This window comes from Prosthecobacter debontii, from assembly GCF_900167535.1.
In the GTDB taxonomy this organism is placed as follows: Bacteria; Verrucomicrobiota; Verrucomicrobiia; order Verrucomicrobiales; family Verrucomicrobiaceae; genus Prosthecobacter; species Prosthecobacter debontii.
This window is the reverse complement of sequence record NZ_FUYE01000026.1, coordinates 33,783-59,443: the sequence shown is the minus strand read 5'-3', so window position 1 is coordinate 59,443 and position 25,661 is coordinate 33,783. Positions and strand designations below refer to the sequence as shown.

General features: G+C 56.5%; 25 protein-coding genes. 11 read left to right on the top strand and 14 right to left on the bottom strand.

Annotation, left to right across the window (positions count from 1 at the left end; translation table 11 throughout):
- From B5D61_RS24265 to B5D61_RS24245, 5 genes are all read left to right on the top strand, one after another.
- On the top strand, positions 1 to 389 hold a 389-nt coding region (locus B5D61_RS24265), incomplete at its 5' end, for a transposase (RefSeq protein WP_217699063.1).
- A gap of 241 nt (positions 390 to 630) precedes the next feature.
- The gene (locus B5D61_RS24260; RefSeq protein WP_078816016.1) at positions 631 to 858 is read left to right on the top strand and encodes a hypothetical protein; all 228 of its coding nucleotides are present in this window, start codon (positions 631 to 633) and stop codon (positions 856 to 858) included.
- A complete protein-coding gene (locus B5D61_RS24255) occupies positions 822 to 1,280 on the top strand; it encodes a hypothetical protein (RefSeq protein WP_139373477.1) in 459 nt (152 codons plus the stop codon). The genes B5D61_RS24260 and B5D61_RS24255 overlap by 37 nt, the downstream gene beginning before the upstream one ends.
- Positions 1,281 to 1,383: 103 nt before the next feature.
- Complete coding sequence (gene upp / locus B5D61_RS24250) at positions 1,384 to 2,007, top strand: uracil phosphoribosyltransferase (RefSeq protein ID WP_078816014.1); 624 nt, start codon at positions 1,384 to 1,386, stop codon at positions 2,005 to 2,007.
- Between the two features lie 97 nt (positions 2,008 to 2,104).
- Complete coding sequence (locus tag B5D61_RS24245; RefSeq protein WP_078816013.1) at positions 2,105 to 2,710, top strand: cyclic nucleotide-binding domain-containing protein; 606 nt, start codon at positions 2,105 to 2,107, stop codon at positions 2,708 to 2,710.
- Positions 2,711 to 2,780: 70 nt separating this feature from the next.
- Here the strand turns inward: B5D61_RS24245 and B5D61_RS24240 are convergent, their stop codons facing one another.
- The 8 genes from B5D61_RS24240 to rpsB form a co-directional block, all read right to left on the bottom strand.
- Positions 2,781 to 3,374 (bottom strand): sigma-70 family RNA polymerase sigma factor, encoded by a 594-nt coding sequence (locus B5D61_RS24240; protein ID WP_078816012.1) that lies wholly within the window; start codon positions 3,372 to 3,374, stop codon positions 2,781 to 2,783.
- Between the two features lie 335 nt (positions 3,375 to 3,709).
- Entirely contained in the window at positions 3,710 to 4,777 is a 1,068-nt protein-coding gene (locus B5D61_RS24235) for a Gfo/Idh/MocA family protein (protein WP_217699062.1), read from the bottom strand.
- A gap of 57 nt (positions 4,778 to 4,834) precedes the next feature.
- A complete protein-coding gene (locus B5D61_RS24230) occupies positions 4,835 to 6,136 on the bottom strand; it encodes a dicarboxylate/amino acid:cation symporter (protein ID WP_078816011.1) in 1,302 nt (433 codons plus the stop codon).
- A gap of 65 nt (positions 6,137 to 6,201) precedes the next feature.
- Positions 6,202 to 6,429 (bottom strand): hypothetical protein, encoded by a 228-nt coding sequence (locus tag B5D61_RS24225; RefSeq protein WP_078816010.1) that lies wholly within the window; start codon positions 6,427 to 6,429, stop codon positions 6,202 to 6,204.
- Positions 6,430 to 6,585: 156 nt separating this feature from the next.
- Positions 6,586 to 7,206 carry a single-stranded DNA-binding protein gene (locus B5D61_RS24220; RefSeq protein ID WP_078816009.1) on the bottom strand — a complete coding sequence of 207 codons (621 nt, stop codon included), beginning with the start codon at positions 7,204 to 7,206 and terminating at the stop codon, positions 6,586 to 6,588.
- An 82-nt stretch (positions 7,207 to 7,288) separates the two neighbouring features.
- Positions 7,289 to 8,290 carry a sulfite exporter TauE/SafE family protein gene (locus B5D61_RS24215; RefSeq protein ID WP_078816008.1) on the bottom strand — a complete coding sequence of 334 codons (1,002 nt, stop codon included), beginning with the start codon at positions 8,288 to 8,290 and terminating at the stop codon, positions 7,289 to 7,291.
- 536 nt (positions 8,291 to 8,826) lie between these two features.
- On the bottom strand, positions 8,827 to 9,423 hold the full coding sequence (gene tsf, locus B5D61_RS24210; RefSeq protein ID WP_078816007.1) for a translation elongation factor Ts: 597 nt from the start codon (positions 9,421 to 9,423) through the stop codon (positions 8,827 to 8,829).
- Positions 9,424 to 9,450: 27 nt separating this feature from the next.
- On the bottom strand, positions 9,451 to 10,140 hold the full coding sequence (gene rpsB / locus B5D61_RS24205; protein ID WP_078816006.1) for a 30S ribosomal protein S2: 690 nt from the start codon (positions 10,138 to 10,140) through the stop codon (positions 9,451 to 9,453).
- 292 nt (positions 10,141 to 10,432) lie between these two features.
- Here rpsB and B5D61_RS24200 point away from each other — a divergent pair, with 292 nt between their 5' ends.
- Positions 10,433 to 11,080 carry an ATP-dependent Clp protease proteolytic subunit gene (locus B5D61_RS24200; protein WP_078816005.1) on the top strand — a complete coding sequence of 216 codons (648 nt, stop codon included), beginning with the start codon at positions 10,433 to 10,435 and terminating at the stop codon, positions 11,078 to 11,080.
- A gap of 162 nt (positions 11,081 to 11,242) precedes the next feature.
- Positions 11,243 to 12,517 (top strand): ATP-dependent Clp protease ATP-binding subunit ClpX, encoded by a 1,275-nt coding sequence (clpX, locus tag B5D61_RS24195; RefSeq protein ID WP_078816004.1) that lies wholly within the window; start codon positions 11,243 to 11,245, stop codon positions 12,515 to 12,517.
- 22 nt (positions 12,518 to 12,539) lie between these two features.
- Here the strand turns inward: clpX and B5D61_RS24190 are convergent, their stop codons facing one another.
- Positions 12,540 to 13,361 carry a TIGR00282 family metallophosphoesterase gene (locus tag B5D61_RS24190; RefSeq protein WP_078816003.1) on the bottom strand — a complete coding sequence of 274 codons (822 nt, stop codon included), beginning with the start codon at positions 13,359 to 13,361 and terminating at the stop codon, positions 12,540 to 12,542.
- A gap of 51 nt (positions 13,362 to 13,412) precedes the next feature.
- Here B5D61_RS24190 and B5D61_RS24185 point away from each other — a divergent pair, with 51 nt between their 5' ends.
- Together B5D61_RS24185 and B5D61_RS24180 are read left to right on the top strand one after the other, a co-directional pair.
- Positions 13,413 to 14,789, top strand: a complete 1,377-nt coding sequence (locus B5D61_RS24185; RefSeq protein WP_139373476.1) for an N-acetylmuramoyl-L-alanine amidase — start codon at positions 13,413 to 13,415, stop codon at positions 14,787 to 14,789.
- A complete protein-coding gene (locus tag B5D61_RS24180; RefSeq protein ID WP_078816001.1) occupies positions 14,786 to 16,219 on the top strand; it encodes a shikimate kinase in 1,434 nt (477 codons plus the stop codon). Before B5D61_RS24185 ends, B5D61_RS24180 begins: the two co-directional genes overlap by 4 nt.
- Positions 16,220 to 16,241: 22 nt before the next feature.
- Here the strand turns inward: B5D61_RS24180 and B5D61_RS24175 are convergent, their stop codons facing one another.
- Genes B5D61_RS24175 through B5D61_RS24165 form a run of 3 tightly spaced genes read right to left on the bottom strand, consistent with a single transcriptional unit; the run spans position 16,242 to position 19,684 of the window.
- Positions 16,242 to 18,545, bottom strand: coding sequence for an exo-beta-N-acetylmuramidase NamZ domain-containing protein (locus B5D61_RS24175; RefSeq protein WP_139373475.1), 2,304 nt, complete (start codon positions 18,543 to 18,545; stop codon positions 16,242 to 16,244).
- A gap of 56 nt (positions 18,546 to 18,601) precedes the next feature.
- The gene (locus B5D61_RS24170) at positions 18,602 to 18,973 is read right to left on the bottom strand and encodes a type II toxin-antitoxin system RelE family toxin (RefSeq protein WP_078815999.1); all 372 of its coding nucleotides are present in this window, start codon (positions 18,971 to 18,973) and stop codon (positions 18,602 to 18,604) included.
- A 45-nt stretch (positions 18,974 to 19,018) separates the two neighbouring features.
- A complete protein-coding gene (locus tag B5D61_RS24165) occupies positions 19,019 to 19,684 on the bottom strand; it encodes a hypothetical protein (protein ID WP_078815998.1) in 666 nt (221 codons plus the stop codon).
- A gap of 50 nt (positions 19,685 to 19,734) precedes the next feature.
- Between B5D61_RS24165 and B5D61_RS26520 the strand changes: the two genes are divergently transcribed.
- Positions 19,735 to 19,953 carry a cysteine-rich CWC family protein gene (locus tag B5D61_RS26520; RefSeq protein ID WP_176159651.1) on the top strand — a complete coding sequence of 73 codons (219 nt, stop codon included), beginning with the start codon at positions 19,735 to 19,737 and terminating at the stop codon, positions 19,951 to 19,953.
- 53 nt (positions 19,954 to 20,006) lie between these two features.
- Complete coding sequence (locus tag B5D61_RS24160; protein WP_176159650.1) at positions 20,007 to 21,809, top strand: M3 family oligoendopeptidase; 1,803 nt, start codon at positions 20,007 to 20,009, stop codon at positions 21,807 to 21,809.
- 21 nt (positions 21,810 to 21,830) lie between these two features.
- Here the strand turns inward: B5D61_RS24160 and B5D61_RS24155 are convergent, their stop codons facing one another.
- Together B5D61_RS24155 and B5D61_RS24150 are read right to left on the bottom strand one after the other, a co-directional pair.
- Positions 21,831 to 23,960, bottom strand: coding sequence for a hypothetical protein (locus B5D61_RS24155; RefSeq protein WP_078815996.1), 2,130 nt, complete (start codon positions 23,958 to 23,960; stop codon positions 21,831 to 21,833).
- 238 nt (positions 23,961 to 24,198) lie between these two features.
- Positions 24,199 to 25,644, bottom strand: coding sequence for a sulfatase (locus B5D61_RS24150; protein WP_078815995.1), 1,446 nt, complete (start codon positions 25,642 to 25,644; stop codon positions 24,199 to 24,201).
- Positions 25,645 to 25,661: the final 17 nt, after the last annotated feature.

Here is a 25,661-nt window from a genome sequence, read left to right as displayed (position 1 = left end):
TGACCAATCTGGACCTGCCGCTGGATCAGATTTGGAATATTTACAACAGCCGAGCCGATTGCGAGAACCGGATCCGTGAGCTCAAGCAGGACTTTGGACTGGAAGCCTTTTGCCTGAAGGACTTCTGGGCGACGGAGGCGTCGTTCCGGTTCATCATGGTAGCTTACAACCTGATCAGTCTGTTCCGTCATTTTGGGCTCAACAGCCACCACCAGTCCACTTTGGCAACGCTGCGATCCCAATGCTTTGCAATAGGCGGCTGGGTCAGTGAGCACGCCCGCAAACGAGTGCTCAAGCTCTCCCTGCCACGCCGCAAACGTCCCTGGATGGAGGCCATCTTGCTCAAGATCGAATCTCTCGCCGCCCCCTTTGCTTACTCAACTGCATAATCCGGGTTTATCTTCAAGTGCCTCAGAGAGCATCGACGCAGGCAGTTCGTCTGGGGTTCGCGGTGACGGACCTTGAGAGAGTTGTGGCGATGCTACGACCTGAATCCGTGCTTTCTCGTCCGCAGGATTCGCCGTGGGGAAGACGTGCGGTGGTGATGGATCCAGACGGTCACAAGATTGAGCTAGTGGCGAGGTGAGCTGATGAATTGATTTCCTCCACCCGTCGTGTTATTTAGACTCCATGGAACCACGGCCCGTCATCAATGTCGAGGAGTTCGTCGGTAAAACGGTGGGGCGGCGCGTGCCGCCGAAAGATCCACTGCGTGTTTCAGACAGCACCAAAGCGATGGCTATCGCCTGGAAGAAGGCCTTGCCTTATCGCTCTGCTCCCAAGGGAGTGTATCGTTTTCACAGTCATGAGGAGGCTCATCAATGGATGATGAACAATACAGGTCCGAAGAAAGTATAACGACTGATCTCGAATCGCGGAATCCCTCGCTGAAGATCTGCTGGAGTTATGTCGTGGGCGGTTTTGCCATTCGGGGGGCTGGCTATATTCGCGATACAGGAGACATTGACATCATTATTGATACCGAGTTGGACAATGAAGCCAGCGTCTTCAAATCCCTTGAGATTCTACCGGATAAAGCCGTGCTCCAGCTCGAACCCGGTGAGGTGGAGAAATACACCGTGGTGCGTGTGGCAGACGAGATCGTTGTGGATCTGATGAAATCGGCTTCGGGAATCGACTATGAAGAAGCGTCCAAGGATATCGTGATCCGTCATGTTCAGGGTGTTCCGATTCCGTTCGCTTCTGTGGCGAATGAAGAAGAATACGCATCGGGAAAAGGACGCTGCGGATTTGGTTTTTCTGCGCACGCAGTACCCTGAAGTGGTGAACGACTGAAAGGATGGGCGAAGCTGATTCTTCTCGATTGCCCATGGACTCAACTCCTGAAGTTGATCCGGGCGTAGGTTGACGCATTTTGCGGTCATGGCTTCTCCCGTCGTCGTCACCCATCCGTTGGCACAGATTCATCTCACGGCGATTCGTCAGACGAATACGCCGAGTGCCCAGTTCCGCTGGCATTTGCAGAGACTGGCGGAGATTTTGTTCATGGAGGCATCACGCTCTTTAGAGACAGCGGCGGTTCGGGTTCAGACCCCGCTGGCCGAGACCGATGGGGCTGCGTTTGCCCGCCCCATTGTGTTGGTGCCGATTCTACGCGCAGGGTTGGGACTCCAGGAGGCTATTTTGCCGCTCGTGCCGGATGCGACTGTGGCGCATGTGGGGATTGCTCGGGACGAAGAGACGGCGCTGCCGATGCCTTATTATGCGAAGTTGCCTTCTATCTTGGCGGAGGCGGATGTATTTCTGCTGGATCCCATGTTAGCCACTGGAGGTAGTGCCTGTGCAGCGGCAGCTCAGCTCAAAGCGGCTGGGGCTAGCCGTATCACCTTGGTTTGTGTGGTGAGTTGCCCCACAGGGTTGGAGGCGTTTGGGACTCAGCATCCGGATGTCCCTGTCGTGACGGCGGCGGTGGATGAACGGCTGAATGACAAGTGCTACATTGTGCCAGGATTGGGAGATGCCGGGGATCGCTGCTTTGGCACTTGAGGGTCATCCCCTGACCGGGGGACAAAAAAATTTAGTTTTGCACAGGGATTGCTCTGTTCATTACGGGCTAGTCGTGAAATAGTGAGGCCCGCATTCCATGAAAGAGTATGCTTACATCCATGAGGACGGTCAGTTGCCAGCGCCGCTGAGTGCAGTGCCGTTTCTCAACAGTTTCACGGAAGATCAGCTCGATGAAGTGCTGAATTCTTCCAGCCTGCTTCAATGTGATGAGGGAGATACCATCATCCGTGAGGGCAGCATTGATTCCCGCATTTACATTCTGCTCAGCGGCGAGCTGGAAGTGAAGGTCGCAGGTAAAAAAGTGGCCGTGATCGGACGGGCTGGCGACGTGTTTGGCGAGTTGGCTCTGGTCAACCAAGACAAGCGTGCGGCGTCTGTCATTGCCGGTAGCCGCGCGTTGTGCTTGGCTGTGGACCAGAAGTTTCTCCAGGACATTCACCCGCGGGAAGAAGATCCTGCCTTTCATGCCGCCCTCTTCGAGTTTGTGGCTCGATTGGTGGCGCGTAAGCTGGATGCTACCTCGCGCCGTTTAGCAGAGCTCGAAAAAGAGCTGAAAGCCTTGAAAGGAATCGATGGCTCGGAAGCTCCGGCGAAAACGACCACGGCTAAGGTGCCTGTGAAAGGGAAAGAAAAGGAAAAGGCCAAAAAACCGACCCTTAAAAAAGCCATGGCACGCCGCTAAGGGCGTGCCAGGCAGGGTCTTGGTCTTTGTTGATGAGAATGGATAAGCTGAGATAGGCTCAGCCGTGAGCTCAACTCACGTTGGGCTTGATCAAGGTTTCCAGACGGCTGACGCCGCGGCGGATGCGAGCCTTGATGGTGCCGAGAGGTTCATGAAGCTGATCAGCCACTTCCGCTTGAGTCAAACCGCTGAAGTATGCGAGATGAATGGCTTCGCGCTGGTCGTCATTCAGCTTCGACACGGCGTTATGAATTAAAGAATGGCGTTCTTTTTCCTGCAGCACTTCCAAGCCCGATTCCTCGAACTCGAACTGCACTTTTTTGTTCTCCGTTTCGAAGTCGTCGTTGAGGCGTGAGCGGCGTTGTTTGGAGCGAATCCGGTCGATGGCACGGTTGCGGGCCATGGTGGTGAGCCATGTCAGAGGTTTACCCTTTCGGGGCTCATAGAGATGGGCTTTGTTCCAAAGCTGCACGAGCACCTCTTGCATCACATCTTCCGTATCGTGATGGTCGTTGAGGACGTTGGAGATGGCCGCAAAGATGAGGCCAGAATATTTTTGGTAGAAGGTCTGGAAAGCCGCAGAGTCACGTTCGGCAATCCGCTGGATGAGTTGGATGTCTTCCTGAATCTGATCCTCTTGTTCAGTGTCAATGGATTCGGTCATGGCAGTAAGGGGGGTGAAAGTGAGAGACCTGAGAGACTGCGATTATTCCTGACATGAACAAAAAAGGTTTTGTTCATATTTTGTCAATTATTTGTCGAAGTTTTTGTGAAGCCTGGGTTTTGCCGAAAGTCCAGTGATGCGCGAGTGGGCTCATCCGATGTCATTATAGATTCGTAAGCTCACTCGCAAGCGGCCTTATGGTCGTGGTTAGACGATAGCCCGCCCCCCTTTTGAAAGCATAACTTGGACAAAGTATTCGCTTGTCGAGCCTAGCCGACGAGGCCCTCATTTGAGGGGCTAAGTAAAGGGCTTGGAGACGAAAGCGACAGCGAAGTCTAACTCTTCGACGGGTCAACACTGGGCACAGGCGGTAGCCAGGCTTCGGGTGCGCCAGCTTTCCTCAGGACCTCGCGTAGACTCACGGGCTTGCCCTCTTGGCGTTTGCTCTGCTGAGCGGCTTCCATGAAGGCATAGATCTCCAATGTTTGTTGAGGGGTTACTGGCGGCTGCCCTGTTTGAAAGAATTTGATGATCTCTCTCAGCATCGGGGTGTAATCCCCCTGGTTTTTTTGCTCCACGACGCCTTTGACTCCGAAGCGGGTGATCTTGTAATTCGGCGAGCCCATGGGCAGGCCATGGATGGCGTGCAGGGTGCCGAGGCGGTTGCCATTCCAGACTCCGGTGACGACCGAAGCATTTTCACTCGTCGTCCGCACGACTTCTTGGCATCCTGTCCCCATCACGGTGAAAAGGGCTTCGACGGAGTGAATGCCATAAAAGAACAGGTCTGGATGGTGTGGCAGAATGGGGGCTGGACCGTAGGCGATGGCGGTGAGGGCAGGGGTATCTTCAGCCGTGGCGACCTCGATGACACCGGGATACCAGCGCATGGAGGAGGCGCTAAACATGGGCACCTTCGCCGCCTCGGCGAGCTTATAGATCTCCACGGCCTCTTTCAGAGATGCAGCTACGGGTTTGTCGAGGAAGAAAGGTTTTTGGCAGAGCAGCACCTCCCGCACCTGTTCCAGATGCGGGCGTCCATCCACGCTCAGGATCATGATGGCATCCACCGCCGCACAGACCTCGGTGATGCTGCTCAGGATTTGCACCCCGTATTTATCTTTGAGCGTGGCTGTGAAGCCCGCCACGCGGTCGGCGCTTTCAGGCAGATCAGGGCTACCACCGGCATAGGCAGCCACGACGCGTGCACCGGGGATGTGGCTTGGATTAGCAGGATCGTTTAATCGCAGGGTGAATTGCTCGCAGTGGGAGGAGTCGAGCCCGATGATGCCAATGCGCAGGTTATCAGCCATGACGAGACGAGGGGAGAGCATGGCTAGAACAGCCATGATGAGCGCGGACATGAACTGGAAGTGCCGGGCGACCATGAGACAGAATGGCATGGGGTAGGAGGGGCGCGCAAGTTGCTAAAGCGACTCTCTTATGACGCCTCTCCTTCGTTATGTATTCGGCGGTGGCGGTGAAATGGGTTCACGTAAATTTGTCTGAAGTGCCTCCGCTGAGACTTCGCCCTCCCAACGGCTGATGACGACGGTGGCCACGCCATTGCCCACCAGATTGGTCAGAGAGCGACATTCACTCATGAAACGGTCGATGCCCAGGATCAGAGCCATGGCCTCCACCGGCACGCTCGGCACAGCTGAAAGCGTGGCGGCAAGGGTGATGAACCCGGCTCCAGTCACACCACTGGCACCCTTTGAGGTCACCATGGCGACGAGAAGGAGACTGACCTGTTGGCTAAGGTCCAAGGGGGTATTCGTCGCCTGGGCCAGGAAAACTGCTCCCATGACCATGTAGATATTGGTGCCGTCCAAGTTAAAACTATACCCGGTTGGGATTACAAGACCCACGGTGGAGGGAGCACAGCCCAGGCCGCGCAGCTTTTGAATCATCTGCGGCAGCACGGTTTCGGAGGAGCTGGTGCCGAGCACGATCAACAGCTCGTCCTTGATGTAGATGAGAAAACGAAAGATGGAAAACCCTGCGGCACGGGCGATCAAACCCAACACCACCACCACGAATAGGATCGAAGTCGTGTAAAAGCCCAGCATCAAATAGAGAAGCTGCTGCAAGGAGCCGATGCCGTAACTGCCGATCGTATGAGCCATCGCCCCCAGAGCCCCCAGGGGAGCGACCTTGATGACGATGCGCATGATGCCAAAGAAGACCTCGCCAGCTCGATCGATCACGTGCAGCACAGGCAGGCCGCGCTCTCCTAGACTGGCGATAGCGAAGGCTGTCAGCAGAGCGATGAATACGACCTGGAGGAGATCTCCTCCTGCAAAGGCCCCAACGAAGGCGCTGGGAATGATGTTGAGCAGAAAGTCTGTCGTGCTCAGAGAGTGAGCTTTGTTGGCATACTCATGCACGGTGGCCACGGACTTCGCATCCAGAGCGCTGATATCTGCATTGAAACCCGCGCCTGGTTGCAGGGTATTCACCACGATCAAGCCGATGATGAGGGCTAAGGTCGAAACGACCTCAAAGTAGAGCAGCGTCTTGCCACCGACTCGGCCGAGCTTTTTCAAGTCGCCAATGGACGCGATGCCATGCACCACGGTGCAGAAGATGATCGGCGCGATCATCATCTTGATGAGCTTGATGAAGCCTTTGCTCAGAGGCTCCAGTGCTTTTCCCGCCTCAGGAAAAAAATGCCCGATGAGAATGCCGATCACCACGGCCATGATGACCTGGAGATACAGAACGCGATACCAAGGAGTGCGGGCAGAAGAGACGTGCATGGTGGGAGACTGGGGGATTCAAGCCCGAAGTCTCCGCCAATTGCAAGCCGCGTCGTCTCAGAACACTATTTCTCAGACTTCTTCACCGGGTAGCGGTTGGGATTCTTTTGATACGCTTCCACGCAGTCGGCACAGCAAAAGATGATGGTGCCTTCATCCGTGAAGATGCGATAGATCGGGCGACCAGGTTTCCCTTCCACAGGGCAGACGTCATTGATGGGGCGGCCACCTTTGGCGAAAACGACGGTGAGGCTGGCAAAGGTGAGCAGCAGGGCGGGTAACAGAGCTTTCATAGCAGGTGGGAATGCGAGTTCGGTAGGTTTGGCGTCTGGAGCGGAGAAAATCCGCTCCGTTAAAGCGCCAACGAACTTGAGCCCACCTTTCCTAGGCCCAGACCAATGCGGGTATGAGGAAGCGCAAACGCTGCACATCTGCACCTCCTGAAAAGATCAAAACGGAATATCGTCGTCTTCCATCCCATCCGTGATGGGGCCTTCACCGAAATCATCGTGCTGTTGGGCTGGAGCAGGCCGCTGAGGAGGCCTCTGCTGGCCGCCGGAGCGCTGTTGATAGCCACCGCTGCCGCCCCCGCCTCCTCCGTAGTTGCCACCACCACCACCACCGCCGCCCCCGCCACCTTGGCGACGCTGCTGCTGGGGTGCTGGGGCGCTGTAGCCCTCAGAGTCGTCACCACCGCTGTATCCACCGCCGCCGCCATTGCCTGGGCCACCGCCACCGGCATTGTTGAGGAACTGCATGTTCTCAGCCACGATCTTGATCTTGCTGCGCTTCTGGCCTGTTGCTTTGTCTTCCCAGGTGTCCATCTGAAGGCGACCTTCGACGAAAACCGAGCGGCCTTTGGCGAGGTATTGACCGGCGAGTTCAGCCGTCTTGCCCCAGAGCACAATATCCAGGTAGGTCACTTCTTCCTGGCGCTCCCCGCTTTCCGTCAGGTAACGGCGATTGACTGCGATGGCCATGTCACAGACCGCACTTCCTTTGGGCGTGTAGCGCACCTCCGGATCGCGGGTGAGATTGCCAATGAGCATGACTTTATTGAGCGAGGCCATAATTCCGTCACCTTATCCATCCAGGAGATTGCGCCACAACCATTTTTTAAACCCGAGCAAAAGGCTGGCCAGGAGAAGGTTCCTACACCTCTCCCGGCTCAGGCAGGGCCGTATCCGCGTCGCGTTCTCCGCTTTTCTTAGCCAGACGGGAGAGAGCGGAGGCAAAGACCACCATGAGCACAATGGAAAATGCTCCTGAGGCAATCAGCTTCTCCACGGAAGGTTTGTTGATGTTGAAGTAGAGGAGTTGGGCCACATTCAGAATGACCACCCCTCGCAGCATCCACTCCACATTCATCCCCTGGAGGATGTAGGAGCCAAACGGTGCCATGAACAGCACCACGGGATACGCACACAGCCAGGTGCGCACCTGATCATGCGTGAGCCCGGCATCGTAGAAATGCCGGTAGGCATACCCGAGCACGCTCATGGCCGCCATGATCATGATGCTCAGGTGCGTAGCCACCTTTTCCTGCATGCCGAATCGGGTGACCAGCAGCGTGTAGAGGATGATGTCTGCCCCTGTGCCGAAGAGGCTGGCACACATGCCCCCGAGAATCAAGATGGCACACAGGAAGGCGATGTCCGTCTTGCTCGTGATCTCCAGCGTCATCTTTTGCCCGCGATGACTGCTGTAAAAGTAAGCGATGGCAAAGGTGGTGATGAGGCTGAGAAACAGGGCCTGGATGATGTAAACCGGGATTTTTTGGAGAGTGAGCATCCCCAGCACGAACCCCACGAAGCCGACGGGAATGAACCACAGCATCGGCCGATAACGGCTCATCACATTTCCCCGATAGCTGAGGATGAAGATGCTGGCGCTGGTCATACCGATGCTCTGGATCATCAGGCTAAAGTCACGGGCGAGTACACGGTCGATGCTGAAAAAGACACTGAGAACAGGAAAAGCCACCGCGCCTCCGCCCTCCGGCGTCAATCCCGCGACGAAGGCGCCGAGGACCATGATCAGCGGATAATGAAAGTGCGAGGCGAGAAACCCCAGATCATTGAAGCTGTAAAACAACCCGGCCCAGACGATGAGCATGGTGATGAACCAAAAAGTGAAGACTTTACTGCGGAACATAATCAGCGGGCAGGGAGCAGAACGGCCGCCATGTTAATCCGAAACGAGAAATGCGATCATACTCTTTTGAGACCTGTGTGATGCTCATCAGGCATAATGAGCAAACGCAAATTTTACGGCGACTCCCGGGGAATCCAATTCGATGCGAGTGTTTGCCGCTGATGGCTTGAGTGGGTTAGATGGGCTGAGCCTGGGTCTAGTCATGCTCAAGAAGGCGGATCAGCTTTTTATATTATCGCCCACACTCTCGATCGTCAAATGAGTGGCATCCGTCTGTCAATGTGGTCGAGAGTCTGAAAAGTGTGGCCACACTCTTGCTGCCAACTCCAGAGGAATAATAGACCGCTTCACCTTAAGTAAAGGGGGCAAGGCTACGGCGTCTCGTGGAATGATGAGCGGCAGTGAAGTGCAGACTGCGCTCTGTGGCCCCTAAACGGCTCTAACTCTTTAAGGTGCTGATCCACCACTAAAAAAGAGAGCAGGCCTAGCGGCCTGCTCTCTCAGGGGGGTTAGAAGGGGAGGGTGGCGGAAATGAATTAGATCTCCTCGCCGACGGCGTAGCGCACGAAGCGACGCACGACAAGGTTCTCACCCAGCTCAGCGATTTTGCTTTTCACGTAGTCGCCGATGGTCTGGTCAGGGTTCTTGATGTAGGCCTGCTCAAGGAGGCACTGCTCGGAGAAGATTTTGTCGATCTTGCCCTGGATGATCTTTTCAGCGATTTCCGCAGGCTTACCCTTGATCTGGTCAGCAGCGATTTCGCGCTCCTTGGCGATGAGGTCCGCAGGGATCTCTTCGCGGGTGAGGAACTTCGGATTCGCAGCGGCGATGTGCAGGGACACGTCCTTCACGAAGGCCTGGAAGTTTTCGTTGCGAGCGACGAAGTCGGTTTCGCAGTTCACTTCGATGAGCACGCCGATACGGCCAGCCATGTGGATGTAGGAGGCGATGATGCCTTCCTTCGTCTGGCGGTCAGCCTTTTTCTCGGCCTTGATGGTGCCTTTTTTGCGGAGAATGGTTTCGGCCTTTTCCAGGTCGCCATCGGCTTCCTTGAGAGCGGCTTTGCATTCCATCATGCCTGCGTTGGTCTTTTCACGCAGGGCCATGACGACTTTAGCGGAGATTTCTGCCATGTGTCTGTAAAGGGGGTGAGGTTGGGTTTACTTCTTGGCTTCAGCAGTCGCGGTGATGACAGGGTCGATCAGCTTCTGCAGGATGATGCGGATGGAGCGGATGGCGTCGTCGTTAGCGGCGATCGGGTAGTCCACTTTGTCAGGGTCAGCGTTGGTGTCCACGAGGGCCACGATTGGGATGCCGAGGCGGCGGGCTTCATGAACGGCGATGTGCTCACGAGCGGAGTCCACGATGACGACTGCGTCAGGGAACTTCTCCATGCCACGCACGCCGCGGAGGTTGCGCTCCAGCTTGATGCGCTCACGGTTCAGGGAGGCGAGCTCCTTCTTGGACATGAGTTTGAACTCAGGCTTCTTCTCGATCTCTTCCAGGTAACCCAGGCGGGCCACGCTCTTGCGGATGGTTTCGAGGTTGGTGAGGGTGCCACCCAGCCAGCGGTGGTTCACATAGAATTGACCGCAGGCTTCAGCCGCTTCACGGATGGCTTCCTGAGCCTGGCGCTTGCAGCCGACGAAAAGGATGCGCTTGTTCTTGCGGGCCAGATCAGCCAGGAATTCAGCAGCGGTATCGATCTGCTTGACGGTTTCCTCGAGGTTGAGGATGTGGATCTGGTTGCGGGAGTCGAGGATGAAAGGCTTCATCTTCGGGTTCCAACGCTTGGTTTGGTGGCCGAAATGGACTCCGGCTTCGACGAGTTCTGCGAGTGCTTGGGACATGTAGGTTTGAGATTGCCAGTTCTTCGCACGTTTCAGCCAAGGGGCTGGACGCTCAATGCCAGGAGTGGCACAGATCCGAAAAAGCAGCGGGTTAGGGTTTACTGAGCTTTTCCCAGGCGGAATGCCCGGAAAAGGGCGGCAAGAGTAGGGCCGTAGGCGGATTCGGCAAGCAGTTTTTCGTGTGCAGATGTACACATGCACATCTGACACCCCCTGGGTGGCGTATTCTTTGCGCCAGGTGGAAGGGCCTTGTTTGACAAGCTGGGCCGTCCCTCCTTGATTACTACCACTTATGTCCAATCCTCAAGATTTCCCCACTCTCATCACCCCTCCGAGCAACTACATCGTCCCGACTGTGATCGAGAGCGAAGGCCGGATGGAGCGCGCTTATGACATTTACTCCCGCCTGCTGAAGGATCGCATCATTTTCCTGGGCAGCGATGTGAATGACCAAGTTGCCAACGTCATCATCGCTCAGTTCCTGTTCCTCCAGATGCAGGACCCGAAGAAGGACATCCACTTTTACATCAACAGCCCTGGTGGTTCGGTGACGGCTGGTCTGGCCATTTATGACACGATGCAGTTTGTCACCTGTGACGTGAACACCTACTGCATCGGCATTTGCGCCAGCATGGGTGCTGTGCTTCTGGCCTCGGGCACGAAGGGCAAGCGTTTCGCGCTGCCGAACAGTGACATCATGATTCACCAGGTCTCCGGCGGCGCCCGTGGCACGGCCAGTGACGTGGAGCGCACGGTGGACTTCATGTATAAGCTGAAGCGCCGCCTGAATCGTATCCTGGCTCACCACTGCGGTAAGACGCCTGAGGTGATCGAGCGTGATGCGGACCGTGATAATTATATGAGTGCTGAAGAAGCCGCCGCTTACGGTCTCGTGGACAAGGTGCTCCAGAGCAACAAGGAACTGCCGCCACTTGCCTGAGGTCGCCTTTCCCATTCAGCGAGTGAGAGCAAGAAAGTTCTTCAAGTTGGCAAAAGAGCCGCTTATGAAGATTGAACGTCTTGCTCCTCACCCGACTCATTGAGATAGAGGGGCATTTCGTCCGTCTTGACTCCAGCCTTCGCTTCATGCGACACTCCATTTATGCCTCGAGCTTCTACAGTAACTCTTTGCTCCTTCTGCGGTAAAAGCCATGCGGAGGTGAGGAAGCTCATTGCTGGGCCTGGGGTGTATATTTGCGACAACTGCATCGGCGTTTGTAAAGCCATTTTGGATAAAGAAGCGGCTCAAGAGGCCGATCATTCGCCACCTCTCTCGGTGCCTAAGCCAGTTGAGATCACGGCGATTCTGGACCAGCACGTCATCGGGCAAGCTCAGGCAAAGAAGGTGTTGAGCGTGGCGGTGCACAATCACTACAAGCGCATTCTGCACAGCCAGCAGCTCGCTGCACGGCGTGAAAATCCGCGGCGTATACCTGGGCCTGACGATGTGGAACTGGAGAAAAGCAATGTTTTGCTCTTGGGGCCGACGGGCTGCGGCAAGACCCTACTCGCCAAGACCTTGGCCAAGATCTTGAATGTGCCCTTCAGCATTGCCGATGCGACCACCCTGACTGAGGCCGGTTACGTGGGGGAAGATGTAGAGAACATCATTTTGCGACTCTTGCAGGCTGCGGATTACGACATTGCGAAAGCGGAAATCGGGATCGTTTACATCGACGAGATCGACAAAATCGGGCGCACCACCAGCAATGTCAGCATCACCCGCGATGTCTCTGGGGAAGGGGTGCAGCAAGCGCTCCTGAAAATCATTGAGGGAACCATATGCAACGTGCCTCCTCAAGGCGGGCGTAAACACCCGCAGCAGGAATACATTCAGGTGAATACCGAGAATATCCTGTTCATCTGCGGGGGAGCTTTTGTGGGCCTGGAGGAGATCATCAAGCGTCGTAAAGGCAAGCAAGTGATGGGCTTCAATACCGGGACGCAAACTGATGAAGGTGAGAAGAAAGGCCCGCTTCAGGTGGAGCCGGAGGACCTCCTCGGTTACGGATTGATCCCTGAGTTCATCGGCCGCCTGCCCGTGATTTGCTCGCTGGAAGCCCTGACGGAGCAAGAACTTGTCCGCGTGCTGACGGAGCCGAAAAATGCTCTGCTCAAGCAGTATGCCAAGCTGATGAACATGGACGGTGTGGACCTGAACATCAATAAAGAGGGCTTGCTGGCTATGGCACGTGAAGCGGTGAAGCGCGGCACGGGAGCCCGTGGGCTGCGCAGCATCTTTGAGCGCATCATGCTGGATGTGATGTATGACGTGCCTAGCCGGGTGGATGTGCGCTCCGTCTCGATCAACGAAGCCGTTGTCAAAGGCGAGCGTCCGCCGATCCTGCGCAAAAAGATCGAGCGAAACGCGGCCTAGCGCGTGTGGGCTGAATCCCGTTTTACTCGTGCCAAGTCTGGGCGATCCGCTCCACCGCGAGCGCCTTACCCGTGGCCGGATCGATCGTGATCAAGGCTCCATTCACGCGCACGGGGCCCCGCCCGACGCCAAATTTGGTGGGCATCTGCGTGTGGAATTTTTCCAGCACCGGCTCGATTTGACTGCCGATGATGGAGTCCATGGGGCCGCACATGCCGGCATCGCTTTGGAAGGCGGTGCCCTTGGGCAGCACGCGTTCATCGGCTGTGGGAACATGGGTGTGGGTGCCGATCACAGCGCTCACCTTGCCGTCCAGATGCCAGCCCATGGCGACCTTCTCACTGGTGGCCTCGGCATGGAAATCCACGAAAATGACAGGGGTCTCCTGGCGCATTTGCTCGACCGCTGCGGTAACGGTGGTGAAGGGGTTTTCTAAGGCATCCCGCATGAAAGTGCGGCCCTGGAGGTTGATGATGCCGATCTTGCCCTTCTTGGTCTGTAGCACGAGGCTGCCATTTCCTGGTGTCCCCGCCGGATAGTTCAGGGGACGCAGCAGGCGCGGTTCATCGGCTAGGAAAGGGATGATTTCTTTCTGATCCCAGATGTGGTCACCTGTGGTGATGACATCTGCCTTGGCGCGCATCAGGCTGATGGCGATCTTCGGAGTGATGCCCCGGCCTGCGGCTGAGTTTTCACCATTGACGATGGCAAAGTCCACTTTGAGCTGCTCACGTAGCAGGGGCAGAAGGGTGCTGATCGCCTTCCGCCCGGGCTCGCCCACGATGTCTCCCAGGAAAAGGATACGGAGAGTTTCAGGCGGCGTTTCGGTGAGGGCATCGGACATAAGCTGCACTTAGTAGATGATGCCGGGGCGCATCAAGTCTAGGATGCAGTCATGAGATCGCTTTTGAAAATTAGCCGTCGGGGGCAGGTGACACTGAGCTGTGTCGTGACTGTCTCCTGGCTAAGTGCCCAGGAACCAGCCCCGCCGGCTGCCCCGGTGCCTGCCGTGGAGGTGCCGCCCCCGCCTGCAGCCGCTGTCGAGCCTACTCCAGACCCGCTGCGGTTGGCCAAAGTCAGTCCTCTGGGCAAGGTGCCTGAGTGGGAGGACCTGAAAGTCTGGGCCGGAACCATGACTCGTGAGGAGTTCGAGACGGCCTGGAAGGAAACTTATTCCCCTGAGGTGGGGCTTCCCCCCCCTTTTGAGATCGCGCCGGATGGTCTGGTGGTGCCCACAGGAAATCCCATCGACCCCGTGATGAAGGTGCCTTTCCGGCAGGGCGGAGCAGGGGAGTTGCCGGCTCGCTCGTGGCGAAAGGCGGCGGACCTGCCGCCGCTGCGTGGACGCCCGGCTCTAAGTGATCTCCACATCGCTCTCGATCCTGGACATATCGGCGGAGGTTGGGCTGAGGTGGAGGAGCGCTATCTAAGTTTTCAACCGGGTGAAGCGATCCGAGAAGGCACTTTATCCCTCATCACGGCTCGCGTTTTATCCCAGAGGTTAGAGGCCTTAGGGGCGCGAGTGAGCTTCGTGCGAGATCGTGAGGAGCCAGTGACTGAACAACGCCCGGATGATTTTGAGAAACTGGCCCGCGATACCCTTGCTGAGCATGGCATCCTCAATCCGCTGCCGACATATGCGGGGCTTCAGGGGGACGCGAAGATCCTCACCGTGCAGTGGCAAAAGGAGAAACTCTTTTACCGAGTCAGCGAGATCCATGCACGGGGTGACAAGGTGAATGGGCAGATCAAGCCGGACCTTGTCCTCTGCCTGCATCTGAATGCGGAAGCTTGGGGGCCTTCGAACGCCCCGCAGTTTTCACCCAAAAATCATCTGCATGTGCTGGTGAATGGCTGCTATGCGCCAGTGGAGCTTGAACAACAAGACGTGCGTTTTGAGATGCTCCAGCGTTTGTTCGCGCGCATTCATGAAGAGGAAATCCCGCTGGCGGTGTCTGTGGCGGAAGGGTTAGCCCGCATTACCCGACTGCCCGCCTACATCTACACCACCCCAAATGCGCGCAAGGTGGCCACAAGTCCCTATGTCTATGCACGGAACTTGCTGGCTAACCGATTGTATCAATGCCCGGTCGTTTATCTGGAGCCCTTTGTCATGAATCATGAGGAAACCTACCGCCGCCTGCTGGCCGGTCATTATGTTGGGCGCACGCTCATCAGTGGCAGGCTGCAAACCAGTGCGCTGGAGGAGTATGTTTCTGGGATCGTGCAGGGACTTCTCAACTATTATCAAAATCAACGTCGCCCCTCATGAGAGTTCTCGTTGTGGGATGTGGTTTTGTCGGTGAACGCACCGCTGATCTGCTGCACGCCGCAGGGCACGAGGTGGTGGGCTTGACGCATTCACCCGCTTCTGCCGAACGCTTGGCAGCCGTGAAGCCGTGGCCTGTGCTCGCCTGTGACATCACGAGCCCAGACGCTGTGATGGCATTGAGCACGGCGGCTTGGCGGCCAGAGGCCTTCATTCACTGCGCCAGTTCCAGCCGTGGGGGGGCGGAGATGTATCTGGCTGTTTATGTCCAAGGGATGACGCATCTTCTGGCGGCGTTTCCTGAGGCGTTCCCGTTCTTCACCAGCAGCACCAGCGTCTATGCCCAAACCGATGGCAGCACAGTGGATGAAACCTCACCTGCCGATCCTGGCAAAGAGACCGGACGCATGCTGTTGACGGCAGAACTGCTTGCTCTGAACCATGGCGGTGCGGCCGCCCGTCTGGCTGGTATTTATGGGTCTGGGCGCTCGTTTGTGCTGAAAAACTTGTTGGAAGGCAAAAGTGGCATCGAGACCACTCCCGAAGCTCCCGATGGGCGTTTGCTGAATCAAATCCACGCCGATGATGCGGCCGCGGCGATTGCCCACCTCGTGACACGTCGCCTCCGGGGACTCTTCAATGGGGTGGATGATGCGCGCATGACGCAGCGGGAGTGTCTGGAAAAGCTGGCTCCGTTGGTGGCTCTTCCAGTGCCACCTGAGAAGGTGCCTGATCCTAACCGTAAGCGTGGGTGGACGCATAAACATGTCTCAAATGCCAAGCTGCGCGCCGCTGGCTGGGCACCCCGGTATCCCGATTACTTTGCGGCTTTAAATGATGATCCTGAGCTGCTGTCTTCAATCCTACAGATTGTTATCGAAGAGAATCAAGTGCCCCTGCCGAGGGCCGAGAACATTGTCTTGATCGGTCTTATGGGCAGTGGGAAATCCACCGTCGGACGCATGGTGGCGCAGATGCTTGGATTCCAGTTTGTGGATACCGATCATATGATCATCGAGCGTGCTGGGTGCTCCATTCCTGAAATCTTTGCCCGAGAGGGCGAGGCTGGATTTCGTCTCCGTGAATCAGCCGCACTGCGCAGTTTGTTGGGCAGTAAACACTGCGTGATTGCTACTGGAGGTGGCATTGTCACCCAGGCTCGCAATCGCGCCCTGCTTCAGCATCTGGGTTTCATCACTTGGCTGGAAGCGGATGTGAAATTGCTGGCCCGGCGCACGGCGGGGAACAATGATCGCCCTCTGCTGCGAGGAGAAGAACCTCCCCTGCAAAAGCTGACACGATTGCTGGCCGAGCGTAAGCCGCTTTACAAACAGCTCGCAGACCTGCGCATTCAGACGGATGAGCTCAGTCAGCAAGAGAGCGCCTATGGAGTGGCAGAGAGTGCGCGCATTTTCTTCTCTCGGCGGATTTGAGACCGTCGAGAGATAGACAAGGTCAATAGAGCAGGAAGCGAGATCGGCGTTGCTCAAAAGCGGCGGTTTCGGCTTGCATGAGAGAGGTCATCTCCCGTCTGCTTTGACCTGCGCGAATGTCTTTGAGAAGCGGGGCGTGATTCAGCAGCGTGTTCACCTTATCCAAAGCAAACTGAGAGGGATACAACTGCTGAAAGACCGTGGCAATGCTAAGGCCAGTTTGCACCGGTTTTATCGCCTGGCGATCGGTGACTTGTAGGCGCACGCCGCCACAGGGTTGGTCTTTGAAAATGCTGGCTGTGGGCGTAAAGCGAATGGGGAGAAAACGAATGCCGGGTAGGCCTTGTTTGTTGAGTTCATAACTCAATCGCAGATCATCCACATACGGCGCACCGAGGATCTCGAAAGGGGTATCCGTGCCACGGCCAACACTGAGGGAAAATTCCAGTAAACCGATGCCTGGATACAGCATGGCAGCTTCCAGAGTGCGCATGTTAGGAGATGGGTTGATCCATGGCAGACCTGTTTCATCGAAGAGCCACTGGCGTTGCCACCCCTCCATGCGGATCACCTGCAGATCCGCATGGATGCCTCGCTCGGCATTGATCATCTGGGCTAGTTCGCCCACGGTCATGCCATGACGAAGCGGGATGCCATGCGTGGCCGTAAAGGATTCTTGATCCAACACGGCAGGGCCTTCGACGGCGACTCCTCCAATCGGGTTGACTCGATCTAAAATGAAGAATTTTTTGTTATGCTTGGCCGCAGCCTCCATGCAGAGGCGCAGGGTGGAAATGTAGGTGTAAAAGCGGCAGCCAATGTCTTGGATGTCGAACACCAAAGCATCCAGGTCAGTCAGTTGTTCGGCGGTGGGAGCGCGGCGTTCCCCATACAGACTGTGAATGGGACGTCCGGTTTTTTGATCCACCGAATCGTTGATTTGGGCCTGATCTAAAGCCCCTCGGATTCCGTGTTCGGGGCTGAACAAAGCCCGCAGTTTTACCTTGGGAGCCTGTGCGAGCAGGTCAATCGTCGCGATACGCCGGGCATTGATCCCCGTTTGATTGGTGATCAAACCGACTCGGAGGCCCTCCAGCGGTGCGAAGCCGTCTCGCTCGAGCACATCGATGCCATTGAGAACCGTGGGCACCTCGTCGGATCGGCGCTGTGTTAAGGCACCGCGTGCATTGGCAAAATCGAAGTCGGGGATGCAACGCGCGGCGGCTTTCCCCACTTCTTCATAGAGATCGCGGACGCTGCCGCCGCCCTGAGGGTGTAAGCGTGAACTGAGAAAAACGACAAAACTCTGGGAAAAGGGATCGATCCAGACGCTGGTGCCAGTAAAGCCCGTGTGTCCGAAGGAGCCGACCGGAAACAGATCTCCACGGGGACGGCTGTAAGCGGATTCGATGTCCCACCCTAACCCACGTCTTTCGTAAAGCGTGGCAGCCGTCTGCACGCGTTGCATTTGCTGGAGGGTTTCGCTTTTGAGGATGCGTGTCCCCCCTGATTGGCCGCCGCCGAGAATCATGCGGGAGAAACGCGCTAAGTCGGCTGCCGTGGAGAACAAACCGGCATGACCAGCCACACCGCCCATGCGCCGGGCTGTGGGGTCATGCACGATACCGCGCAGCATCACCCCTTTTTCGTCTCTCTCCGTGGGAGCGATACGCGACCGCCAGTCTGCAGGGGGAAGGAAACGAGTGGAGGACATCTTGAGCGGAGCGAAGAGATGTTTATGGGTGAAGATCTCCAAAGGTTCACCACTGAGCGTCTTCACCAGATGGCCTAACAAAATAAAGTTGATGTCACTGTAGCGGAGTTGGCAGTCGGGAGGAGCTTCGGGGATCGCCTCCAGTGCCAACCGGATGCCTTGGTTGTAGCCTGACCAAGCGGGTTCCTTCGGCAATCCTGGCTTCAATCCCGAGGTATGGGTGAGCAAGTGGCGCACGCGGATGAGTTCCCGCCCTTCACCGAAAAACTCTGGCAGGTAATGGTGAACGGGGGCCTCAATGTCCAGCTTGCCCTGCTCGGCAAGGATCATGATGGCCGGGGCTGTGGCGATCACTTTCGTTAACGAGGCGAGGTCGAAGACCGTATCGAGCGTCATCTCCTCACGGACAGGATCTAGGGATCGGTCTCCCCTCACATTTTGAGCCGACTTCCCTCGATGCTCCAGCCACAGCACCACCCCAGGGGGTGTTTTTTGAGCCACCGCTTTTTCGAGTGCCTCGTCCAGAGCTTGCCAGCCCTCCGTCTTAAACCCGGCCCCTTGGGCAAGGCACAGCATCGGCAGCAGGAAAAGCAGCAGCAGTGAATGACGCATGCCCACCAGCAAAGAGGACAGCGGAGAGGGAGTCAACTCCTCCTCGATGAAAGACGTCAGATCGTCTTCAGGGTGCTCGCACCTTCGTCGATGAGCTGCCAAAAGTTTTTGGATTGGCTCAGTGCCTCATCTTCGCCGCCACCGGGCAGATTGCTGCGATAGAGGAAGTCTGCCAAGGTATTCTTATGCAGCACGCGATGGATGCGGACATCGCCGTCATTCACGGCAAAATAGATGCGGTGATCTCCGGCCCGGCAGCGGTAGAGTTTCTTTGGACCGCGCTCCAGAACTCCGAAGCGGCTGGCCAGAACCTTCTCCTCCAGATCTCCCGGCGTAATGTTCAGCGCTTCCAGGATTTGAAACTGGATTTGAGTGGGCAGGCGGGAGAGTTCCGCTGCGCTGATGTCATTGAATACGATCTGGAGCATGATCGTGCAGATTAAAGATCAATGGCCGGAGTTCAAAGGGAGAAATCAGCAATCGTGACTGGAAGGCGCGACTTTCACGGGGAGGTGCAACATGGCGCCCACCTCCTCCGCCCTGCGCAGGCACCACTGCTGGAGTTCAGGGCTGTAAACGGGGCAAGCCATGAATTCCTGGATGGTGGATTGACCCTCTTCTTCATGCTCAAAGTAGAGCGATACCATGCCGCCTCCCTTGGCTGGGAGGATGGGATGAAGGCGGATTGCCTTGAGAGATTGGCGGGGTAGTTGCCCCGCATACTCGCGGTTTTGGATGAAAACGGTGCTGTCATTGGCCGCGAGGATCATGAATACCTCAGGACCGCATTGGGAGAGCGCGGCGGTCAAAGTCGGCTCCAACTTCCGTGTGTAGCACGAGCTGGCCATGGCATAACGGGCCATGGGAGGCTGGGAAAAGACAAGATAGACAAGGTCTGTGCCGGGGATGGTTTGGGGTGCGACGAGAGGGCTCGTTGTGGGTTCTCTTGGCGAGGCATCTGCGTTTTCTTTGGCAACGCAAACTTTTTCCGCAGGCTTCTCAGGGGCAGCGAGCGGCAGGCTCTTCCGGGCGAAAAACCACCGAGCGATTACCCAAACGAAAATGACGGCGCCTGGCAGCACCCATGGGCTGCGTGGATCTTCCGTCACTTGACAGACAATCGGGTAGAAAGACAGCATGAGGCTTGAATAAAAGCCCAAATGCGGTTCTGACAAGGTCGTCTGTTCTCATGCCCACGTTACTGTCAGATAAGCACGACATCCTCACCTGCCCGATGTGTGAGGCGAGTTTCACCTGCTTCTGCAATCGGCCTGCTGCTTGCCCCTGTGTTCAGGCGAATGTCACTCGAGATGAAGCCGAGTGGATTTCTTGGCAAACGGGCGGGGAATGCGTCTGCATCGCCTGTCTGATGCGACTGAGAGAAGAAGCCCGTCAGGTTTTGACCTGAGTTCTCATCGGGTTTGCCGTTCGAAGAAAAACACGATAAACCTTGCTTACACTATGACTGTTGCGACGACGCCTCCTCAGACACCCGACCGTTGGTCTCTCGAATCCTGGTTCACAGCCTTTGGTGCGGAGGATTATCACGCTTTCAAAAGTGAGCTTGTCCGCGATGTGGAGACCATGAAAGCCCACGCCACGACCTTGGGTGAAGATGTCCAGGCAATTGCCGAGACGCTCGTTGCTTTTGAGTCGCTGGGTGATCGTCTCTGGCATCTCTCCGCTTATCTCGGTTGTCTCTCCGCCGATGATGCCGGCAATGAAGCGGTGAAGGGGGATGAAGCCTGGCTATCCACGGTGGAAGCAGAGTGCTCGAAGCTGACTTCTTCTTTGCAGTCCGCTTTAGCGGCGCTGAGTGAGGAGGGGTTTGACAAACTTCTGGTTGATCCATCTTTGAAGGGCGCTGAGCACGCAGTGCGGCGCATGCGCACTCAGGGACGGCAGCAAATGAAGTCTGAGCTGGAGGCGCTGGCGGCGGATCTGAATGTGAATGGTCTGCACGCCTGGGGGCGTCTGTATGATACCCTCACCGGGAAGATGACCTTCGACATGACTTTCCCCGATGGTCACACCGAGTCCGTGCCGATGGCACGCCGCCGGGCCTTGATGTCAGACCCGGATCGCCGTCTGCGTGAAGCGGCTTTCCATGCCGGACAGAAACCTTGGTTAGACCATGCGGATACACTGGCGGCAGGGCTCAATGGGATCGCAGGCACACGCCTCACTTTGTATGGGCGTCGGCAGATTCCCCATTTCCTCGATACCCCCTTATTCGATGGTGCCATGAGCCGCGCTTCGCTGGAGGCCATGTTGGAGGCCATTCATACAAATATCGAAATGCCACGTCGTGCCATCCGTGCGGCGGCGCGCTTACAGGGCACACCGGCTTTACATTATTTCGATCTGGAAGCTCCCCAAGTCGCAGCACCGGATGAAAAATCGCTGACCTGGGACGAAGCCTGCAGCACCGTGGAGCGTGCTTTCAGCGCTGCCTATCCGAAGCTTGGAGATTACTTTACCAGCTTGCTGAAACAGCGTTGGGTCGAGGCTCAGCCACGACCTGGAAAGCGGCCAGGGGCCTTCTGCACCGGATCCTTGCTGAAGCATGAAGAGCGCATCTACATGACCTGGCACGGTACCGTGCATGATATGGTCACCCTGGCTCATGAGGCCGGTCATGCCTGGCACTCCTGCGTGCTGCGCCCAGCGCGTTCGTTTGCCGCTAATTATCCGATGACCTTGGCTGAGACGGCGTCCAACTTCGGTGAGATGATCTTGCTCAGCGGGTTGATGAGTGATCCTGAGCTGACACCAGAAACCAAGGCCTATCTGTTGGATCAAGAGATGCTGCGCGCCCATGCCTACCTGATCAATATCCCCATGCGATATGAGTTTGAGAAGGCCTTTTACACGGAGCGTGCTGCGGGTGAGGTGTCAGTTTCCCGTTTGTGTGAACTGATGAACGCAGCGCAGGATAAACTGTATGGTGATACCCTGCTGACAGATGGCAAGGACCCGATGTTTTGGGCCTCAAAAATGCACTTCTTCATCACGGGCGTGTCTTTCTATAACTTCCCGTATGTCTTTGGCTATTTGCTGAGCCAGGCCTTGTTTGCTCAGTTCAAGGCGGAAGGTCCCTCGTTCTTACCCCGATATGAGGCGTTTCTGGCCGCGACTGGAAGGGCCACCTGCGAAGAGGTGGCGCGTGAAACCTTGGGTGCCGACCTCACCAGCCCAGACTTTTGGGCGGTGGCTTTAAAGGCGATGGAACCCACGCTGACCGCCTATGAAAAGCTGGGGTAATTCCCCAGCTTAGCGGCGGCTTCACTCGTCCGGGGTGGACTGCTGCTGATTATTCACGATCAAGCGCAGGAGCGGAAAGAGGGCATCTTCGCACTCTTTGCGCTTGAAGCGTAGCTGGCGTTTGACCAGGGGATTGCTGAACATGCGATGCGCATCACCAGCTTTGCCATCCAGGATGTCTGCCCAACTGCTGCTGGAGGCATCCAAGGCGGAGGCAAGGCTTTGGTCGAGCACGGGCATGCGCAGGATGATGTCTTGAGGCCGGGCAATCTCTTCCAGCATGTCCGAGGTCACAGGGCCGTCTTTCATGCTGACGACGATGACGGAGGGGCATTCTCCAAACACGGCCGTGCGCCATTGATTGATCGCAGGCACGGCGGCGGCCTTGGCGGTGAGCAGATGGATCGGTAGCCAATGAAGGCCTTCATCCGCACGCAAGCTTTGGATGATGTCAGGATTCAAGTCACGAGCCAGGACGTCCTGGCAGCTTGCGGGCAAGTCTGCGAGCACGAGCTTACGCTCCATGGCAGTTTCTACCAGACGGCGCATGGTATCCACGTTATCAATCGGCATGGACTCGATCTTCTCGGGGGAGATCTTCTGAAAGTCACGATTGCCGAGTGCATCACAGTCAAACATGGCGACGTCATCACGGTTTTCAAAGTTGGCGAGCTCATAGATCAAGCGCGCTACAGTGCTTTTGCCGGTGCCGCCGCTGCCTGCGGTGATTAGGATCATCTTCATAGGTTCGTGGGGTAGATTCGCCTTCGGCTGGGAGTTGAAGGCGGGGAATGGGAGATCGAGTTGAGGGAGGGGTGTTGAAGTCGGTGTCGAGGAGAGCGTCTGGCCGACAGCGCTCTTGAGAGATTTCAGAGCTTTTTTGTCTGGGGGCGGCACCCCCAGGTAGCATGAAAAGAGCCCAGGCAATGCTTTCTCTGAAGCACTTCCCATGTCATATCCTGACAAACTAAAGGTCCCATCCTGGAGTGTTTGGGAAAGACGGCCTAGCTGATCATCCAGCTTCCCGCGTAAATCGACGTAAGCCGTATCAGGGGTGGGGGCCTCCCGGAAGACGACAGGGGAGCGAGCGGTGGTGAGGCACCCCGAGCAGGACTGAAGGGCAATGGAGAACTCTGGGAAGCTATCCAAACGCGCATCCAAGAATTTTGTGTCATTCACCGTCTCGCGTTGCGAGGGGAGCTGGAGGAAGATGTGCTGAGGGTCGAGACTGAGACCTTCCTCGGGAACAAGCGCGGCCACTTCTTCCAATTGGCTCAGCAGCAGGGTGATTTCGCTGGGGTTCAGCTTATTCCGGTGCGCAAGGAACCGTGACAACCGCACCATGCTGAGATGATTGCCCGCCGGATCTTTGCGGTAGAGGGGCTCTTGATTTTCCCGCGAGACTGTCTTCGGATACCAGCGCGGATTCACAATGAGCTGAGACATCAGGTTGGTGCCCCGGATGCCGCGTGTGACATCTGCCGTGGCGACCAAAAGCACTCCTTTGAGCTGCTTGAGAGTGAGAGGGGATTTCCCCGTGTGCTGAAGTTGGCGCAGCGGCGTCAGCAAAGAAGACGGCACCCCGACAGCGACGGAGTTATCGATTGCCGGGTTCATGCTGCCATTCAGCAAGAATCCACAGAGCTTGAGCAACTGAGAAGGAAGATCCACTCCGCGCTTGGACGATGTGCCTTGGGCGAAGCGATCAACAAATAAGTGCAGGAACTCTTGCTGCCACAAGCCTAGCTGGCACATCAGAGGATCGATACGCTCAGCGGCCTCAGGCATCCAAGACTCCAGGGCCTCCAATTCCGCTGCCAATCTCCAAATGAGCACGCAGGCGATGCTGACGGGGAGCGGCCCTACTCTCTGACAATACTCAGGGAGAGATTCACCGGGTGAGGTTCCCAGCATGGTCTTGATCTGTCCCCACTCGTTGCGACGGTAGTCCAAGACGCGGGGGAGAGAAGGAAAGTAGCCTCCCAAAATCCCCGTCATCCATTCGGCTTCACGTCTTTCGAAGGTCTGCTTGATGAGCCAAGGTCCATCGGGCGCGAAGAACTCTTCGACTCTGGCTTTAAAGCCGGAGTCTGGGAATAGAGGCCGTGTGGCAGGAGCTGGGGGCACGATCTCAGATCGTGTTCGGAACATAGACGGGAGGAGGTGATTGAGGAATGTCAGGAAGGATTTAGATCGTGCAATAAGCAGAAGTCATGCAATGACACAAAAGACTATTCCCTGACGAGTACTTTCTGTGACAAAAGCCACAAGAATCTCATGACCCGTTGTCAGATTTTAGGAAGAATTACGGGGTTCGGGTTCAAGCTTCGCGAGTCTTTGGTAAAAGCAGCCAAGCCAGACCTATGCCAAGTCAGGACCACTCTTGGGATCAGGATTTTTTGGATGGAAACTTTTGGGCAAGGAGTGAAGCGGCGTGGCTCTCGACTTCTTTCAAAGTGTTCTCTCCAGCGCGGTTTTTGAGCTCCGTCGGGTCGTTGGCATGGTCATAAAGTTCCCGCGCGATGACTTCGCCTGTGTTCCAATCGCGCCATTCCGTATAGCGCACGTGGCCTGTGCGGACGCTGTAGCCCATGGCTTTGGGCTTCTTGTCAGGTTCACGGTCGAAGTAAGCGGGGCGTGGATGCTGAGTGAAAGCTGCGGGTTTGACCGAGGCAGAGGTGTCTTCCAGCACCTTCACCAGACTATCCCCTTCCAGGCCTTCAGGGCGAGGCAGGCCACACATCTCGACCAAGGTGGGAAACAGATCCACCAGCTCAGCGAGGGACTCGGTGCGGGTTCCTGCATTTTTGCCATCCGCACGAGCGATCATGAAGGGGACGCGGGCATCATAATCGAAGTTGGAGGTTTTCCCCCAGAGCGTGTGTTCGCCGAGATGATAGCCATGATCGCCGATGAAGGTGATGATGGTATCCTGTGCGACTCCGCTTTGCTCCAAGGCATCCAATACTTTGCCTAACTGAGCGTCCAAGTAGCTGATGTTGGCAAAGTAGCCGTGCCTCATCTCCGCGGCTTGGGCGGCCGTGGGTTGTTTTTGTTCCGCCACAGGTCCGAGAATCTCGGTGCTTTGATGGAAGGCCAACTCAGGTGCACCTTCCGGGCGATTGGAATTCAAGGGTGGCAATTTCGCGCGATCATAGAGATCCCAATACTTCTTGGGTGCATTGAAGGGCGCATGAGGTTTCCAGAAACCCACGGCCAGGAAGAAAGGTTGATCTTTGACCTCCGCTAGCATCTTCACCGCTTCAGCGGCCACCCGCCCATCGTAGTAGGCTTCATCAGGCACGTCGCGGCATTCGCAGAGAGGCACATCGCCATAGTTCCGCAGGCTGGGTTCGGTGATCTGGTTTGGGGGCAGTTCACCAGTGACTTGCGGAGTGTCGGCCCCATGATTGGCATAGTGCAGAAACTCATCGGCACTCCATGAGCGTCGGTCGCCTTTCTCGGTGGTATGCCAGTTGTGAAAGATCTTACCCACACAGCGGGTGATGTAGCCATGGTCCTTGAACCACAAAGGTAGAGTGGTGACTTCAGGATTCAACTCGCGGAAATGGGTGCCGTTATTCCAGAGACGGAGGGTATCGGGCCGCCGACCGGTGAGCAGGGAGGAGCGAGAGGGATTGCACACGGCCTGCTGGCAGTAGGCACGCTGAAACTGCACACTCTTTTTAGCCAAGCGATCCAGATTCGGCGTGATGGCAGGGGATCCATAGCTGGCCAATTCAGGACGGAAATCATCCGTCATGATGAAGAGCACGTTAGGGCCGGCGGCTTGGAGAGAGAGGGCAGATGTCAGGAGGAGAAACCAAAGACGCATGATTCAGCAAACGTGGC

Excerpts from the sequence above, each read along its gene's own strand:
- B5D61_RS26520 (WP_176159651.1), top strand. The coding sequence starts at position 19,735 with ATGCCCACGTTACTGTCAGATAAGCACGACATCCTCACCTGCCCGATG.
- B5D61_RS24170 (WP_078815999.1), bottom strand. The coding sequence starts at position 18,973 with ATGCTCCAGATCGTATTCAATGACATCAGCGCAGCGGAACTCTCCCGC.
- B5D61_RS24255 (WP_139373477.1), top strand. The coding sequence starts at position 822 with ATGGATGATGAACAATACAGGTCCGAAGAAAGTATAACGACTGATCTC.
- B5D61_RS24180 (WP_078816001.1), top strand. The coding sequence starts at position 14,786 with ATGAGAGTTCTCGTTGTGGGATGTGGTTTTGTCGGTGAACGCACCGCT.
- upp (WP_078816014.1), top strand. The coding sequence starts at position 1,384 with ATGGCTTCTCCCGTCGTCGTCACCCATCCGTTGGCACAGATTCATCTC.
- B5D61_RS24160 (WP_176159650.1), top strand. The coding sequence starts at position 20,007 with ATGACTGTTGCGACGACGCCTCCTCAGACACCCGACCGTTGGTCTCTC.
- B5D61_RS24260 (WP_078816016.1), top strand. The coding sequence starts at position 631 with ATGGAACCACGGCCCGTCATCAATGTCGAGGAGTTCGTCGGTAAAACG.
- B5D61_RS24155 (WP_078815996.1), bottom strand. The coding sequence starts at position 23,960 with ATGTTCCGAACACGATCTGAGATCGTGCCCCCAGCTCCTGCCACACGG.
- B5D61_RS24245 (WP_078816013.1), top strand. The coding sequence starts at position 2,105 with ATGAAAGAGTATGCTTACATCCATGAGGACGGTCAGTTGCCAGCGCCG.
- B5D61_RS24235 (WP_217699062.1), bottom strand. The coding sequence starts at position 4,777 with ATGCCATTCTGTCTCATGGTCGCCCGGCACTTCCAGTTCATGTCCGCG.
- B5D61_RS24200 (WP_078816005.1), top strand. The coding sequence starts at position 10,433 with ATGTCCAATCCTCAAGATTTCCCCACTCTCATCACCCCTCCGAGCAAC.
- B5D61_RS24190 (WP_078816003.1), bottom strand. The coding sequence starts at position 13,361 with ATGTCCGATGCCCTCACCGAAACGCCGCCTGAAACTCTCCGTATCCTT.
- B5D61_RS24240 (WP_078816012.1), bottom strand. The coding sequence starts at position 3,374 with ATGACCGAATCCATTGACACTGAACAAGAGGATCAGATTCAGGAAGAC.
- B5D61_RS24165 (WP_078815998.1), bottom strand. The coding sequence starts at position 19,684 with ATGCTGTCTTTCTACCCGATTGTCTGTCAAGTGACGGAAGATCCACGC.
- B5D61_RS24225 (WP_078816010.1), bottom strand. The coding sequence starts at position 6,429 with ATGAAAGCTCTGTTACCCGCCCTGCTGCTCACCTTTGCCAGCCTCACC.
- B5D61_RS24150 (WP_078815995.1), bottom strand. The coding sequence starts at position 25,644 with ATGCGTCTTTGGTTTCTCCTCCTGACATCTGCCCTCTCTCTCCAAGCC.
- B5D61_RS24220 (WP_078816009.1), bottom strand. The coding sequence starts at position 7,206 with ATGGCCTCGCTCAATAAAGTCATGCTCATTGGCAATCTCACCCGCGAT.
- B5D61_RS24215 (WP_078816008.1), bottom strand. The coding sequence starts at position 8,290 with ATGTTCCGCAGTAAAGTCTTCACTTTTTGGTTCATCACCATGCTCATC.
- B5D61_RS24185 (WP_139373476.1), top strand. The coding sequence starts at position 13,413 with ATGAGATCGCTTTTGAAAATTAGCCGTCGGGGGCAGGTGACACTGAGC.
- B5D61_RS24230 (WP_078816011.1), bottom strand. The coding sequence starts at position 6,136 with ATGCACGTCTCTTCTGCCCGCACTCCTTGGTATCGCGTTCTGTATCTC.
- clpX (WP_078816004.1), top strand. The coding sequence starts at position 11,243 with ATGCCTCGAGCTTCTACAGTAACTCTTTGCTCCTTCTGCGGTAAAAGC.
- tsf (WP_078816007.1), bottom strand. The coding sequence starts at position 9,423 with ATGGCAGAAATCTCCGCTAAAGTCGTCATGGCCCTGCGTGAAAAGACC.
- B5D61_RS24175 (WP_139373475.1), bottom strand. The coding sequence starts at position 18,545 with ATGCGTCATTCACTGCTGCTGCTTTTCCTGCTGCCGATGCTGTGCCTT.
- rpsB (WP_078816006.1), bottom strand. The coding sequence starts at position 10,140 with ATGTCCCAAGCACTCGCAGAACTCGTCGAAGCCGGAGTCCATTTCGGC.